Genomic DNA, 13770 nt, shown 5'->3' on the forward strand with positions numbered 1-13770 from the left:
CCGCATCCGGGCTTCCCCCCAACCCGGGCACAACACCGCGGGAACCGGAATGTTTCCGCGTTCTCTTTTCCGCTTGATATGCTCTAAGAGAGTACATATGGTTTTGCTCAGAACGAGCATACAGCGGAGCAGCCAGATGCCCGAGGTCGCCGAACTCGCCTACACCCCCGCCGTCGCCGCGGCGACCGCGCCGATCTACGACCGGATGAAGCGTGTCGTGCCGGCCATCGAGTGGCCCTTCCACGCGCCGCTGGTCCACGCCATCAACGAGCTGAAGCGGGAACGCAACGCCGTCATCCTCGCGCACAACTACCAGACGCCGGAGATCTTCCACGGCGTGGCCAACATCGTCGGCGACAGCCTGGCACTGGCCGCCAAGGCGACCCAGACCGACGCCGACGTGATCGTGCTGGCCGGCGTGCATTTCATGGCGGAGACGGCGAAGCTGCTGAACCCGGCCAAGACGGTGCTGATCCCCAGCCGCAACGCCGGCTGCTCGCTGGCCGACAGCATCACCGCCGCCGATGTCCGCTTGCTGCGCGAGGCGCATCCCGGCGTTCCGGTGGTCGCCTACGTCAACACCTCGGCCGAGGTGAAGGCGGAGGTCGACATCTGCTGCACGTCGGGCAATGCGGTGGAGGTGGTCGAATCGCTGGGCGTCGACCGGGTGATCTTCCTGCCCGACGAGTATCTGGCGAAATACGTCGCGACCCAGACCAAGGTCGAGATCATCGCCTGGAAGGGTCATTGCGAGGTGCACGAGCGCTTCACCGGCGCGGAAATCGACGAGTTCCGCCGCCGTTTCGACCGGCTGACCGTGATCGCCCACCCCGAATGCCCGCCCGACGTGCTGCAAGCGGCCGATTTCGTCGGCTCCACCGCCCGCATGATCGACTTCGTCGGCGCGGAGAAGCCGCCGCGGGTGCTGATGGTTACCGAATGCTCGATGAGCGACAACGTCGCCGCCGCGTCGCCGGAGACGGAGTTCGTGCGCCCCTGCAACCTCTGCCCGCACATGAAGACGGTGACGCTGTCGAGCATCCTGGAGTCGCTGCAGACCCTGGAACCGCGGGTCGAGATTCCGGACGCGCTCGCCGCCCGCGCCCGCCGCTCCGTGGAACGGATGCTGGCGGTAAAGCCGAAGTAAAACAATCCCCCTCCCCCGCCCAGCTCTCGCACAAAGCTTTGCTTTGTGCTGACGCGACAGGCGGACCGTAGGTCCACTGAGAGCGGGGGAGGGTCGGGGTGGGGGCATCCGCTTCGAGGGTCTCTTCGGCTTCGCCGAACCCCCTCATCCTAACCTTCTCCCCAGGGGGGAGAAGGGACTTGTCCGCGTTGCGTCGAGGAGTCCTCCCATGACCTCCAGCACGCCTTACGATGTCCGCGATGCCGAGGTGATCGTCGTAGGCTCCGGCCTTGCCGGGATGACCGCGGCGCTGCAACTCGCCCCCCGCGCCGTCACGCTCATCACCAAGACCGCCGGCCTTCCCGGCGGTTCCAGCCTTTACGCACAGGGTGGCGTCGCCGCCGCCGTCGGCCCCGGCGACCGGCCGGAGGACCATGCCGCCGACACCGTCTCCGCCGGGGCCGGGCTGGTCGACGCCGCGATGGCGGCCCTGCTGACCCGTGACGGCGCCGCCTTGGTCCGCCGCCTGCTGGACGACGGCCTGCCCTTCGACCGTGCGCCGGACGGCTCGCCGCTGCTGGGCCGCGAGGCCGCCCATGGCGCGGCGCGCATCATTCATGCCGGGGGCGACGCCACCGGCCGCACGCTGGTCACCGCCCTGGCCGAGCGCCTGCACGCCACCCCTTCGATCCGGGTGGAGACCGATGCCTTCGCCGTCGATCTCGTCCTCCGCAACGGCCGGGTCTGCGGCCTGCTGGCCTGCCATCCGGAGGGTTGGGTCCTGCACCGTGCGCCCCGCGTGATCCTGGCGACCGGCGGCATCGGCGCCGCCTTCGCCCGCACCACCAACCCGGCGGAGGCGACCGGCGACGGGCTGGCCATCGCCGCGCGGGCCGGCGCCCGGCTGGCCGACCTGGAATTCGTGCAGTTCCACCCCACGGCGCTCGCCGTCGATGCCGACCCGGTGCCGCTGCTGACCGAAGCCCTGCGCGGTGCGGGTGCCCTCCTGCTCGACAGCAAGGGCCGCCGCTTCATGCCCGACGAGCATCCGCTGGCGGAACTGGCGCCGCGCGACGTGGTCGCCCGCGCCATCGGCAGACGCGTCGCGGCGGGGGAGCCGGTGTTCCTCGACCTGCGCCCGGTGCTGGCCGCCAAGCCGGACGGCTTTCCCACCGTGCTGGCGCTCTGCGCCGAGCATGGTCTCGACCCGTTCGCGGAGCCGATGCCGGTGGCGCCCGCCGCCCACTACCACATGGGCGGGGTGGTCACCGACGCCGGCGGGCGCACCAGCCTGGAGGGGCTGTGGGCCTGCGGCGAGGTCGCCTGCACCGGCGTCCACGGCGCCAACCGGCTGGCGAGCAATTCCCTGCTTGAAGCCCTGGTGTTCGGCGCCCGTGTCGCCCGCGACGTGGCGGAACGGCCGCTGGCGCCGCTGCCGCCCTTCGCCCTGCCCCGTCCCCCGGCGGTCGCCGCCGATGTCGGCCATGCCCTGCTCGACGCCATCGGAGCGGAGGCGCGGACGGCGCTCTACGAAGGCGCCGGGCTGGTCCGCGACGGGCTTGGGCTGCTGGCCGCCCGGCGCAAGCTCGACCGGCTGGCAACGGCGCTGGACACGTTGCGCTGCGAGGACGGCGACGTGGCTCCGCCCGAGGTCGTCCGCCAGTGGGGCGAGGCGCGCAACCGGCTGCTGGTCGGCCGGCTGGTCGTCCATGCCGCCCTGGCGCGGGAGGAAAGCCGCGGTGCCCATTGCCGCAGCGACCATCCCCTGCCGAATCCCGCCTCCAACCGCCACTCCCTGACCCTCAGCGATCTGGCCGGCACCGCCGGTCCCCTGCCCGGAGACGCCGCATGCTGCATCCTCTGACCGTCGAGCCCATCGTCCGCGCCGCCCTGGCCGAGGATCTGGGCCGGGCCGGCGACATCACCACCGACAGCATCATCCCGGCCGATACGGTGGCGACCGCCCGCATCGCCGCCCGCAAGGACGGCCGCGTCGCCGGGCTGGACGCGGCGCTGATCGCCTTCCGCCTGCTCGACCCCGCCATCTCGGTGACGGTGGAGCGCGCCGACGGCGACGACGTGGCGCCCGGCGGCACCATCGCCACCCTGACCGGCAAGGCCCGCGCCCTGCTGACGGCGGAGCGCACGGCGCTGAACCTGATGGGCCGCCTGTCCGGCATCGCCACCGCCACCCGCGCATTGGTGCGCGAGGTGGAGGGGACCAATGCCCGCATCGTCTGCACCCGCAAGACCACCCCGGGCCTGCGCGTTCTGGAAAAGCATGCGGTGAAGCTGGGCGGCGGCTTCAACCACCGCTTCGGGCTGGATGACGCGGTTCTGATCAAGGACAACCACATCGCGGTCGCCGGCGGCGTGCGTCAGGCCGTGGAGCGCGTCCGCGCCGCCATCGGCCACATGGTGAAGGTGGAGGTGGAGGTCGACACGCTCGACCAGTTGGACGAACTGCTGGGCCTGCCGGTCGATGTCGTCCTGCTCGACAACATGGACCCGGACACGCTGCGCCGCGCCGTGCGGATGGTGGACGGCCGGCTGCTGACCGAGGCATCGGGCAACGTCACGCTCGCCACCGTCCGCGCCATCGCCGAGACCGGCGTCGACATGATCAGCTGCGGCTGGCTGACCCACAGCGCCCCGAACCTGGATTTGGGGCTGGATATGTGAGTGTGAGACCTGGAAGAGATCCCCTCTCCCCCCCCGGGGAGAGGGAGATGCTCCCAGGTGCATTCCCTTACGCCGCCAGCTTCTCGACCGTGCCGTCAAGGCCCATCAGAAGCAGTTCGACCTCGAGGTCGGGATGGCGCTCCTTGACCATCGCCTTCAGCTTGGTCAGGTACTGGCCGTGCACCGCGGTCTCCTTGGCGGGGTCGGACGCAACGTCCATGCCGAGGAAGACCTTGTAGGCGCCGCAGTCGCGGTGATCCATGACGATCACGCGCTTGATGTGGTGCAGTTCCTTGGCGACCGCGACATGGTCCCAGAAAGCCTCGCCCCAGGCCGGCTTCTTGTCGGTCAGGGCGCCCAGGCTGGCGCCGGCCAGAATGACGTGGTCGTAATTCGCCTGCATGTTGCGGGCGTTCATGTAGCCGGCGACATGCCCCATCAGGCGATAATCCATGCAGGACAGCAGAAGCGTGTCGACGCTGCCGGCGCGGGCCGGGCGGCTCATCATCATCGGCGCCATCAGGGTCACGCCGGCACCCAACGTCGCCAGCTTCAGGAACCCGCGGCGCGAGCTGTGTTCGCCCTGGCAGCAGCCATGGTGATGACCGGTCGAATGATCCATTGTGCCCTCCAACACGCCCCGAACCCATATCGGGGGTTTCACGCGTGATGGTGGCAGGCAAATAGTAAAAATTTCAATATAGGGGCTTCCACCAAGCGGAAAAGCAATAATTATTCATCTCTGTGGCATTTTTCGGAAAGCTCGCCCCACAACCATGAAATCGCGCCCTTCAACGGCACAAAAGAAACGGGCCGCCCGGTGAGGGGCGGCCCGTTCCAAAGCATGGACGTTCCTGGTCGTCAGCGTCCGGCGATCACCCGCCGCGCGTGCTGCTGGGCGCCGGGGTTCCGACCGATCCGACGGTGCCGGAGGCCGGCGGCGGCGACGCGCTCGCGCTATGGCTGGACGAACACTCCGCGTTGGCGATCCCCGCCGTCAGGAGTGCGGCGAGACCGAACAATGCGGCGACAACCGGACTGGCTCCATGAGACATTGGATCACCTCCTTTCTGAAACGTTGCGACCACCAATAGATTGACACAGCATGGCGCTGGGTCAATGGCCGATTCGGTCGCCTGTGCTCCGTCTCCCATACGGACAGGTTTGGAGTCTATATCCGATCAATTTTATCGGGTTTCCAGCAGGCCGCTCATGGTCGCGAACAGCTCCGACTTGGCCTCGAACCCGATGCCGGGCAGGTCGGGCAGGCGCACCCGGCCGTCCTCCACGGCGATGCCGTCGGCGAAACCGCAGAAGGGCTTGAAGACGTCGGGATAGGATTCGTTGCCGCCCAGATGCAGGCCGGCGGCAATGTTCAGCGACATCTGGTGCCCGCCATGCGGCACCACCCGGCGGCTCGACCAGCCGTTCTCCTTCAGCATGTCCAGCGTGCGCATATACTCCACCAGCCCATAGCTGAGCGCACAGTCGAACTGCAGCCAGTCGCGGTCGGAGCGCATGCCGCCGTGGCGGATCAGGTTGCGGGCGTCCTGGTGCGAGAACAGGTTCTCGCCCGTCGCCATCGGGCGGTCGTAATGGTTGGCGAGTTCGGCCTGCAGCGCATAGTCCAGCGGATCGCCGGCCTCCTCGTACCAGAACAGGCCGTAGGGCTTCAGCGCCTCCGCATACGCGATGGCGGTGTCGAGGTCGAAGCGGCCGTTGGCGTCGACGCACAGGTTCTCGCCCGATCCCACGACCTCCAGCACCGCGTCGATCCGGCGCAGATCCTCCTCCAGCGGGGCGCCGCCGATCTTCATCTTCACGACCTTGTAGCCGCGGTCGCGGTAGCTGCGCATCTCGTCCTGCAGCGCCGTCACATCCTTGCCGGGATAGTAGTAGCCGCCGGCCGCATAGACCCACACGCTGTCGTCGGCCACCCCGCCGCGGAAGCGGTCGGCCAGCAGGCGGTAGAGCGGAACGCCGGCGATCTTCGCCACGGCATCCCAGACCGCCATGTCGATGGTGCCGACGGCGACGGACCGCTCGCCATGGCCGCCCGGCTTCTCGTTGGTCATCAGCCGCGCCCAGATGCGGAACGGGTCCAGGTTTTCGCCGGTGTCGTCCAGCAGGCTGTCGGGGGCGGCGCTCATCAGCCGAGGAATGAACCGTTCGCGCAGCAGCCCGCCCGCGGCATAGCGGCCGTTGGAGTTGAATCCGTAGCCGATCACCGGCTTGCCGTCGCGCACCACGTCGGTGACGACCGCCACCACGCTGCAGGTCATCTGGCTGAAATCGATGAAGGCGTTGGCGATGTCGGACTTGATGCCGGCGGTCTGCTCGCGGATTTCGACGATGCGCATGGCGGTTCCCCTTGCAGCGTGGTGGCGCGTTTCGTGCCGGCACTGTAGGGATGGTGCGGGGCGCCGGGCCAATGCCAAGGCCGGAACGCATCATGCGGGTTCGGCATAGGGTGGCGGAACGCCGGCCCGCCGGACGCGATGAAGATTCCGTGACGAAGATTGGGCGATGGAACTCTCCTGGCTCGACGATTTCCTGGCGCTGGTGGATTGCGGCAACTTCTCCCGCGCCGCCGACGCGCGCCACCTGACCCAGCCGGCCTTCAGCCGCCGCATCCGCGCGCTGGAGGATTGGGCCGGCACCCCGCTGTTCGACCGCAGCGGCCAGCCGGTGACCTTGACCGAGGCCGGACGCCGCTTCCGCCCCTTCGCCGACGAGACGGTGCGCCGCCTGCTGCAGGGGCGCGAGGAGGCGCGGCTCGCCGCCCAGTCTGAGGCCGCGACCCTGCGCTTCGCCGCGACGCACGCGCTGTCGCTGACCTTCTTCCCCTCCTGGCTGCGGGCGCTGGAAGCCCGCGCACGTCTTGGCGCCATCACCCTGTCGTCGGACAGCATGGAGGCCTGCGAGCGGCTGATGCTGGCAGGCCAGGCGCAGTTCCTGCTGTGCCATGCCCACCCGGCGGCGGCCGGCCGTCTCGACGCGGAATCCTTCCGCTCCATCGTCGTCGGCAGCGACCGGCTGCTGGCGGTGACCGCCCCGGATGCCGGCGGGCGGCCCCGCCATCTGCTGTCCGATGGCGAAACCACGGCGCTGCCCCACCTGTCCTACAGCCGGGAATCCGGCATGGGCCGCATCCTGGAGGCGGTGCGGGCAGTGCAACCGCTGCCCGGCGCGCTCGACACCGTCTTCACCTCTCACCTCGCGGCGGTTCTGCGCACGCTGGCGCGTGACGGGCGCGGGGTGGCATGGCTGCCGGAAAGCCTGATCGCCGAGGATCTGGCCCGCGGAACCCTGGTTCGGGCAGGCGTTCCTGCCGCCGACACGCGCTGGACCGTGCCGGTGCAGATCCGGCTGGTCCGTCCGCGCGCGCGCCAGAGCAAGGCGGCGGAAAGCTTCTGGACCCTGGCGGTGGAGGCCGCGCTGTGGCGCAATGCCGAGTCGCCGCCGGATCCCGGAATCGCGGTTGCCGGGCTGGAACACCCTATGGAAAAAGAGTTGTGATGTTCGCCTCCTAAGGCACTTTGTTCGTTGACATTCCCACCGATGATCGTCCAACGAGTCGATTTCGCTGGCGCTAACCCTTTCGATCAGGCAAAATTTGCCTAGTTTGGGGTGCAGCCGGGCCCCGACGCCCCCGGCCGGATGGCCGGAGCAAAGACCTGTTCGCCGGCTGGTCCAAGAAGCGTCGCACCAGCGACCGGAGGAACCATCATGGGCGTGAGCAGCATCGGCGGTATCGGCGGCTATCAGCAGCAGCCCTACGTCACCCCGCTCAGCAGCGGTCCGGCCGCGGCGCAGCGGTCCACCTCGCCGGTCGAATCCGCACAGGAAGACCAGGACGAACGCACCCGCCGCCAGCAGGAGGCGCAGAACGTCCAGGCCGGTTCCGGCGGCAACACCACCCCGACCCGCGGCCAGAACCTGAACATCACGGTCTGATCGGCACCTGTCGCACGGCCGGAACGGCAGGGGAGTGAAACGGGGCGCCCGGCAACGGCCCCCTCCAGTCAGCGGACAACAGACGCGGGAGGCACCGATGGAGATCCGTGGCGTTTCCAGCACGACGGCAGTCCGCCCGACGGCCTTCCAGCCGACGGAGGCCGGCGTCGCCGCCCCTTCGGCCGGCTCTACCCAGCCCACCCCCACCCAGACCGGCGGCACCGCCACCGGAGGGGAAGCGGGGAAGTCCTCCGGACCCGGCTATATCAGCCCCTATCTGCGCTACGATCAGGGTGCGCGGGTCGCGGTGCTATATTTCCGCGACTTCGATACCGGCGAAACCCAGGACCAGATCCCGTCCCAGCGCGTCGTCGAGGAATATCGCCGCGCCGCCGACCGTCTTGCGCAGGACGACCAGAGGAAATCCGCCGGGACGCAGGCGGCAAGCGGCGGCAAGGCGGATACGGCTGCCGGTTCCACCGACGGGTCGGCCAGGACTGCATCGGGGGCAGGCTCCGCAACGACGCGAGGCATTGCCGGGAGCGGAGCGGGCGGCACATCCCCGGGCGTGTCCTTCGCCAGCGCCACCGGCAGCAGCGGAGCGGCGGTTTCCTCAAGCGTCTCGACAGGCGTTTCCGCCGGCTTCACGCCCGCCGCGGCGGCCGGCGGCTATAGCGGATCGCCGGGCGGCCTCGTCTCCGTCACCGTCTGAGCGCTTCCGCCCCCTTCCGTCGGACAATCCCCTCTTGTGATGATGACTGCCGCGGCAATCAGGTCGCGACGGATCGCTCCGCCTCCTGTTTGAAGTCCCGGTTCGGGAGGCTTCAACGACGGGGGAAAGCTACGATGGCCCAGGTTCGGCTGCACTGCACCACGGCAGGTCCCGACAACGGTCCCCTGGTGATTCTGCTGCATGGGTTTCCCGAATACAGCCGGTCCTGGCGCCGACAGGTCGGGCCGCTGGCCGACGCCGGTTTCCGCGTGTTGGTGCCGGACCAGCGCGGCTACAATCTCAGCGACAAGCCGCCACGGATCGCCGATTACCGCATCGACCGGCTGGCGGAGGATATCCTGCGCCTCGCCGACGATGCCGGGCGTTCGCGCTTTTCCGTCGTCGGCCATGACTGGGGCGGGATCGTGGCATGGTGGCTGGCGCTGACCCATCCCGACCGGATCGAGCGGCTGGCCATCCTCAATGCTCCCCATCCGGCGACGCTGCGCAGCCACATGATGCGGCACCCCGGACAGATGCTGAAAAGCTGGTATGTCGGCTTCTTCCAGCTGCCCGGCCTGCCGGAGCGGCTGATGCGCGCCAACGGCTTCCGCATGGCGGAACGGTCGCTGCTGGCCTCCAGCCGCCCCGGCACCTTCAGCCGCGACGATCTCGCCGGCTATCGGCAGGCCTGGCAGCAGCCCGGCGCGCCGACGGGGATGATCAACTGGTATCGCGCCCTGCGGCTGCGCCCGCCCCTGCCGACGGTGCGCGTCCGGGCGCCGACGCTGATCGTCTGGGGCGACCGCGACGCTTTCCTGGATCGAAGTTTGGCGGAGGAGGCTGCGGCTCTGTGCGATACAGTGCAGGTTAGTCACCTGACGCAGGCTTCCCACTGGGTGCAGCATGAGGAACCCGAAGCGGTCAACCGGTTGTTGGCCGACTTTCTCCACTCCGACGTTCCGGCGGATGGCCGAGGCCGGGAAGCGGCAACGGCGGAACGCGTCCCTGCCCCCTGACCGGCACGACCGGTGTCCGGCATGATGGCCGGCATGATGGCTGGTTCATCGGCAATACCGGCCTTCCCCCGCTTCATCGCCATCGACTGGTCCGGCGCCCGTGGCAAGCGCTATGCCGGCATCGCGGTGGCGGAGTGCCGGAACGGCGATGCGGCGCCCGGTCTGGTGGACGGCCCCGGCGGCTGGTGGTCGCGGACGGCTCTGTTCGACTGGCTGCGAACGGAACTGGTGCGAGAGCCGGCATTGGTCGGCATCGACTGCGCCTTCTCCCTGCCCTTCGCGGTGGCGGCGCGCGGCTTTCCCGGCCGGGAAGCCACCGTCTTCGACCTGTGGGACGCGGTGGAAGAGGTCTGTGCCGGCGAACCCGATTTCGGCGGCGGCCCTTTCGCCGTCCATCCGCTGCATGGCGCCGGCTTCTGGCATGGCGGCCCGCAGCCGGACTGGTACGAGGACCCGCACCGGGCGACCGAATGGGCCTGCCGCGCCGACGGGCTCGGCTATCCGCAGAGCCCCTACAAGCTGATCGGCTCGCGTCAGGTCGGCAAGGGCGCGCTGGCCGGCATGCGTGTGCTGCGCGCCCTGCGCGCGGCATTGCCCGGACGGCTGGCAGTCTGGCCCTTCGAGGACCCGGCGCCGGACGGCAGCGTGATGGTGGAGATCTACCCGCGCCTGTTCCTGAAACACACCGGCTTCGGCCAGCGCAAGATCCGCGACGCCGCCGAGTTGGACGAGGCACTTCACCGGCTGGGCTCGCGTCCGCTGGAACGGACCGGCATCATCAGCGACCATGACAGCGACGCGCTCGTCTCGGCCGCCGGCCTGCGCCGGTTCGCCGCCATCCCGCGGGCCTGGACGCCGCCGGAACTGGACGAGGTGGCGCGACGGCAGGAAGGATGGATTTTCGGCGTGGGGATGACGGGATCATGAGTGCAGTCGACGGTGTGCCGGCGGATGGTTCAACTCCGGGCACGGCAGACGGATCGAAAGTGGGCGGATCGCGCCGCCCGGCGATCGATGTCGCGCGCGGGGTGGCGCTGGTCGCCATGGCGCTTTATCACGCCAGTTGGGACGCGACCTATTTCGGGCTCGCCCGCTTCGATCTGCTGGGCGACCCGCTCTGGCTCGCCGCCCGCACCGTGATCCTGTCGAGCTTCCTGCTGCTGGCCGGCGTCGGGCTGGTGCTGGCGACCCGCGACGGGCTCGATACCGGACGCTTCCTGCGCCGGCTGGGGCGGGTGGTGGCCGGGGCGGCGGCGGTTTCGGCGGCATCCTACGCGCTGTTCCCCGACAGCCCGATCTTCTTCGGCGTGCTGCACCACATCGTGCTGGCGAGCATCGTCGGCCTCGCCTTCGTCCGCCTGCCGGCGGCACTGACCCTGACGGCGGCTGCGGCGGCGGTGCTGGCCGGCACCTCGCTGTCCTTCCCCGCGTTCGACAGCCCATGGCTGCGCTGGATCGGGCTGACCAGTGTGGCGCCGGATTCCAACGACTTCGTGCCGGTCCTGCCCTGGATCGGTGCCGTGCTGACGGGAATCGGGCTGGCACGGCTTTGGCCGGGGATGGGCGAGGGCGTGGCGGTGAGCGGTGCTGCCGGACGAACGCTGGCGCTGGCCGGACGGCACAGTCTTGCGGTCTATCTGCTGCACCAGCCGGTTCTGTTTGGCATCGCTTGGGCGGCAGCACAGATGCTGCCGGTGGAGGCGCCGGCGGTGCGCGATTTCCAAGCCGCCTGCGTGGCGAACTGCGAGCGCGCCGGCGTCGCGTCGGCGACCTGCACTGCCAACTGCCGGTGCGTGCAGTCGGAACTGGCGCGGAAGGGGCTATGGGAAGGTTTCGTCGCCAATCGCCTGAGCGAGCGGGAGCAGCGCGGGCTCGAAGACGCGGTTGCCGTCTGCCGGAAGCCCTGAGAAAGGGTGCGGCCGGGTGGCTGGCCGCCCCCCGAACCGATCGGACCGAAGCGATCAGACCGAACCGATCAGACCGAACCGATCAGACTGACTGCCGCTTTTCCAACAGGCCGCGAAGCAGGCTGGTCAGCGTCTCGGCCAGACGGTACTGGTCCTCGGGCGGCAGGGTGTCGATGACGCCTGCGAAGTCGTTGAGCGGATCGTGGCGCAGCAGTTCCAGCGCCTTGGGCGTCGGATGCAGCTGGGTTACGCGGCGATCCTCCGGAACCGGAACGCGGACCAGCAGTTCCTTGCCCACCAGCACTTCCACCATCTGCGAGGCGGCGCCGCGCGTGGTGGCATGGAAGTCGGCGAAGGCCGACACGGTGCGCTGGCTGTTGTTGGCGCCGGCGAAATAGCGCAACGCCGTCCACTGCGACGGCTTCAGCCCGTGGGTATAGCCCAGGCTGTCCGCGATGTGGGCGATCTGCAGCATCACGTCGGCAATGGCCTGCGGCGACGCGCCGCCGGTGTGATCCGAGTGGGCGATATCCATTCCGGCTCCCATGGGTCCGGTTCCGATCGAACCCGCTCCAATGGGAGAACCGATTGGAGTGCGATCCAGCGCACCGTTCTTCCGCACCGACATCCGTCCCGCAGCAACGCCGCGCACTTTTGCGAAGTCCATTTTTTCCACTCTATAAAGTTTAGTGGCTATACGATGGCCATACAAAGAGGCAGGCGGCTATCGCTGAAAGGCGGCAGCCACGTCGATCATGAGATCGTCACATACTGTAGCGCGACTGAACTGAAAACGGAACCGTGAACACTTCGCTCGTTTGTTGCGAATTGTCGCATCGGCGCAGGGGTCCCGGCTAAGGCTCGGCTGTTGGAAACCCTTGTGAAACACAGGCAAAATCGGCATATCGGCCATGCTAACTCGCTTCGTCGCCATGTTTCACTGGCGTAATCTTCGATTCGGCGGTATACGCGCGCGATGACCACATCCCCCGTTCCGAAGTCCGCATCGCCGGCCGCCGCTCAGACCATGGGCGCCCCGAAGGTCGGCATCGTCAGCCTCGGCTGCCCGAAGGCGCTCGTCGATTCAGAGCGCATCCTGACGCGCCTGCGCGCGGAGGGGTACGAGATCTCCCCCAGCTACGACGGCGCCGACGTCGTGCTGGTCAACACCTGCGGTTTCCTGGACAGCGCCAAGAAGGAATCGCTGGACGCCATCGGCGAGGCGATCAAGGAAAACGGGCGGGTCATCGTCACCGGCTGCATGGGCGTGGAATCGGACCTGATCCGGCAGATCCACCCCGACGTGCTGGCCGTCACCGGTCCCCACCAGTATGAACAGGTGGTCACCGCGGTGCACGAGGCGGTGCCGCCGACGCACAACCCCTTCACCGACCTGCTGCCGCCGGAAGGGCTGCGGCTGACCCCGCGCCACTACGCGTACCTGAAGATTTCCGAAGGCTGCAACAACCGCTGCAGCTTCTGCATCATCCCGTCCCTGCGCGGCGATCTGGTCAGCCGGCCGATCCATTCGGTCCTGCGCGAAGCGGAAAAGCTGGCGGTCGCCGGCGTCAAGGAACTGCTGGTCATCTCCCAGGACACCAGCGCCTACGGCGTCGACGTGAAGTACAAGACGGAGAAATGGTACGACCGCGAGGTCCGCACCCGCTTCTTCGACCTGTGCAACGAGCTGGCGAACTTCGACCTGTGGGTCCGCCTGCACTACGTCTACCCCTACCCGCATGTGGACGAGGTCATCCCGCTGATGGCGGAGGGCAAGATCCTCCCCTATCTCGACATCCCGTTCCAGCATGCCTCGCCCACCGTGCTGAAGGCGATGCGCCGCCCGGCCGCCCAGGAAAAGCAGCTGGACCGCATCCGCAAGTGGCGCGACGAGTGCCCGCATCTGGTCCTGCGCTCCACCTTCATCACCGGCTTCCCCGGCGAGACGGAGGAGGACTTCCAGTTCATGCTGGACTGGCTGAAGGAGGCCCAGCTCGACCGCGTCGGCTGCTTCAAGTACGAGCCGGTGGAGGGCGCCACCGCCAACGACCTGCCCGGCGCCGTCCCGGAAGAGGTTAAGCAGGAGCGCTGGGAGCGCTTCATGGAGACGCAGAAGGCGATCAGCGCCGAACGGCTCCAGCAGAAGGTGGGCTGGACGCTGGGCGTGCTGATCGACGAGGTCGACGAGGACGGGGCCATCGGCCGCTCCTACGCCGACGCGCCGGAAATCGACGGCAATGTCTTCCTGAACGGCGAGACCGGGTTGAAGCCCGGCGACATGGTCGACGTCACCATCGAGCATGCCGACGAGTACGACCTGTGGGGCAGCGTCGAGCGCGACCTGTAACGCCTTTATAGGAAGAGCGC

13 protein-coding genes are annotated in these 13770 nt (G+C 68.6%); 10 read left to right on the plus strand and 3 right to left on the minus strand.

The features are described 5' to 3' along the window. Window positions 1–97: 97 nt before the first annotated feature. The 3 genes from nadA (at window position 98) to nadC (ending at window position 3808) form a co-directional block, all read left to right on the plus strand. Window positions 98–1147: a quinolinate synthase NadA gene (gene nadA, locus ACWPKK_RS26695; protein WP_452010473.1), complete on the plus strand. Its 1050-nt coding sequence runs from the start codon at window positions 98–100 to the stop codon at window positions 1145–1147. Between the two features lie 208 nt (window positions 1148–1355). Continuing rightward, a complete protein-coding gene (locus ACWPKK_RS26700) occupies window positions 1356–2990 on the plus strand; it encodes an L-aspartate oxidase (RefSeq protein ID WP_452010475.1) in 1635 nt (544 codons plus the stop codon). Beyond that, window positions 2975–3808: a carboxylating nicotinate-nucleotide diphosphorylase gene (gene nadC / locus ACWPKK_RS26705; RefSeq protein WP_452010478.1), complete on the plus strand. Its 834-nt coding sequence runs from the start codon at window positions 2975–2977 to the stop codon at window positions 3806–3808. Before ACWPKK_RS26700 ends, nadC begins: the two co-directional genes overlap by 16 nt. Window positions 3809–3875: 67 nt before the next feature. On the opposite strand, the gene ACWPKK_RS26710 is transcribed toward nadC, so the two are convergent. Continuing rightward, window positions 3876–4430, minus strand: coding sequence for a carbonic anhydrase (locus ACWPKK_RS26710; protein WP_452010480.1), 555 nt, complete (start codon window positions 4428–4430; stop codon window positions 3876–3878). 565 nt (window positions 4431–4995) lie between these two features. After that, window positions 4996–6168, minus strand: coding sequence for a mandelate racemase/muconate lactonizing enzyme family protein (locus ACWPKK_RS26715; RefSeq protein ID WP_452010483.1), 1173 nt, complete (start codon window positions 6166–6168; stop codon window positions 4996–4998). Between the two features lie 166 nt (window positions 6169–6334). On the opposite strand from ACWPKK_RS26715, the gene ACWPKK_RS26720 reads away from it, so the two are divergent. The 6 genes from ACWPKK_RS26720 (at window position 6335) to ACWPKK_RS26745 (ending at window position 11403) form a co-directional block, all read left to right on the plus strand. After that, on the plus strand, window positions 6335–7327 hold the full coding sequence (locus ACWPKK_RS26720) for a LysR family transcriptional regulator (protein ID WP_452010485.1): 993 nt from the start codon (window positions 6335–6337) through the stop codon (window positions 7325–7327). 210 nt (window positions 7328–7537) lie between these two features. Continuing rightward, window positions 7538–7765 (plus strand): hypothetical protein, encoded by a 228-nt coding sequence (locus tag ACWPKK_RS26725; protein ID WP_324870862.1) that lies wholly within the window; start codon window positions 7538–7540, stop codon window positions 7763–7765. Between the two features lie 97 nt (window positions 7766–7862). Continuing rightward, window positions 7863–8477 carry a hypothetical protein gene (locus tag ACWPKK_RS26730; RefSeq protein WP_452010489.1) on the plus strand — a complete coding sequence of 205 codons (615 nt, stop codon included), beginning with the start codon at window positions 7863–7865 and terminating at the stop codon, window positions 8475–8477. A 134-nt stretch (window positions 8478–8611) separates the two neighbouring features. Further along, window positions 8612–9496: an alpha/beta fold hydrolase gene (locus tag ACWPKK_RS26735; protein WP_452010490.1), complete on the plus strand. Its 885-nt coding sequence runs from the start codon at window positions 8612–8614 to the stop codon at window positions 9494–9496. A gap of 33 nt (window positions 9497–9529) precedes the next feature. Beyond that, complete coding sequence (locus tag ACWPKK_RS26740) at window positions 9530–10423, plus strand: hypothetical protein (RefSeq protein ID WP_452010493.1); 894 nt, start codon at window positions 9530–9532, stop codon at window positions 10421–10423. Further along, on the plus strand, window positions 10420–11403 hold the full coding sequence (locus ACWPKK_RS26745; RefSeq protein ID WP_452010496.1) for a DUF1624 domain-containing protein: 984 nt from the start codon (window positions 10420–10422) through the stop codon (window positions 11401–11403). Before ACWPKK_RS26740 ends, ACWPKK_RS26745 begins: the two co-directional genes overlap by 4 nt. Before the next feature lie 82 nt (window positions 11404–11485). Here the strand turns inward: ACWPKK_RS26745 and ACWPKK_RS26750 are convergent, their stop codons facing one another. Next, the gene (locus ACWPKK_RS26750; RefSeq protein WP_149227146.1) at window positions 11486–11938 is read right to left on the minus strand and encodes a MarR family winged helix-turn-helix transcriptional regulator; all 453 of its coding nucleotides are present in this window, start codon (window positions 11936–11938) and stop codon (window positions 11486–11488) included. Between the two features lie 492 nt (window positions 11939–12430). On the opposite strand from ACWPKK_RS26750, the gene rimO reads away from it, so the two are divergent. Continuing rightward, window positions 12431–13750, plus strand: a complete 1320-nt coding sequence (gene rimO, locus ACWPKK_RS26755) for a 30S ribosomal protein S12 methylthiotransferase RimO (RefSeq protein ID WP_452010777.1) — start codon at window positions 12431–12433, stop codon at window positions 13748–13750. Window positions 13751–13770 lie beyond the last annotated feature (20 nt).

Source organism: Azospirillum largimobile (genome assembly GCF_977007025.2).

Bases quoted from the DNA above. Each gene is read 5' to 3' on its own strand.
- nadA (WP_452010473.1), top strand. From the start codon at position 98: ATGGTTTTGCTCAGAACGAGCATACAGCGGAGCAGCCAGATGCCCGAG.
- ACWPKK_RS26700 (WP_452010475.1), top strand. From the start codon at position 1,356: ATGACCTCCAGCACGCCTTACGATGTCCGCGATGCCGAGGTGATCGTC.
- nadC (WP_452010478.1), top strand. From the start codon at position 2,975: ATGCTGCATCCTCTGACCGTCGAGCCCATCGTCCGCGCCGCCCTGGCC.
- ACWPKK_RS26710 (WP_452010480.1), bottom strand. From the start codon at position 4,430: ATGGATCATTCGACCGGTCATCACCATGGCTGCTGCCAGGGCGAACAC.
- ACWPKK_RS26715 (WP_452010483.1), bottom strand. From the start codon at position 6,168: ATGCGCATCGTCGAAATCCGCGAGCAGACCGCCGGCATCAAGTCCGAC.
- ACWPKK_RS26720 (WP_452010485.1), top strand. From the start codon at position 6,335: ATGGAACTCTCCTGGCTCGACGATTTCCTGGCGCTGGTGGATTGCGGC.
- ACWPKK_RS26725 (WP_324870862.1), top strand. From the start codon at position 7,538: ATGGGCGTGAGCAGCATCGGCGGTATCGGCGGCTATCAGCAGCAGCCC.
- ACWPKK_RS26730 (WP_452010489.1), top strand. From the start codon at position 7,863: ATGGAGATCCGTGGCGTTTCCAGCACGACGGCAGTCCGCCCGACGGCC.
- ACWPKK_RS26735 (WP_452010490.1), top strand. From the start codon at position 8,612: ATGGCCCAGGTTCGGCTGCACTGCACCACGGCAGGTCCCGACAACGGT.
- ACWPKK_RS26740 (WP_452010493.1), top strand. From the start codon at position 9,530: ATGATGGCTGGTTCATCGGCAATACCGGCCTTCCCCCGCTTCATCGCC.
- ACWPKK_RS26745 (WP_452010496.1), top strand. From the start codon at position 10,420: ATGAGTGCAGTCGACGGTGTGCCGGCGGATGGTTCAACTCCGGGCACG.
- ACWPKK_RS26750 (WP_149227146.1), bottom strand. From the start codon at position 11,938: ATGGATATCGCCCACTCGGATCACACCGGCGGCGCGTCGCCGCAGGCC.
- rimO (WP_452010777.1), top strand. From the start codon at position 12,431: ATGGGCGCCCCGAAGGTCGGCATCGTCAGCCTCGGCTGCCCGAAGGCG.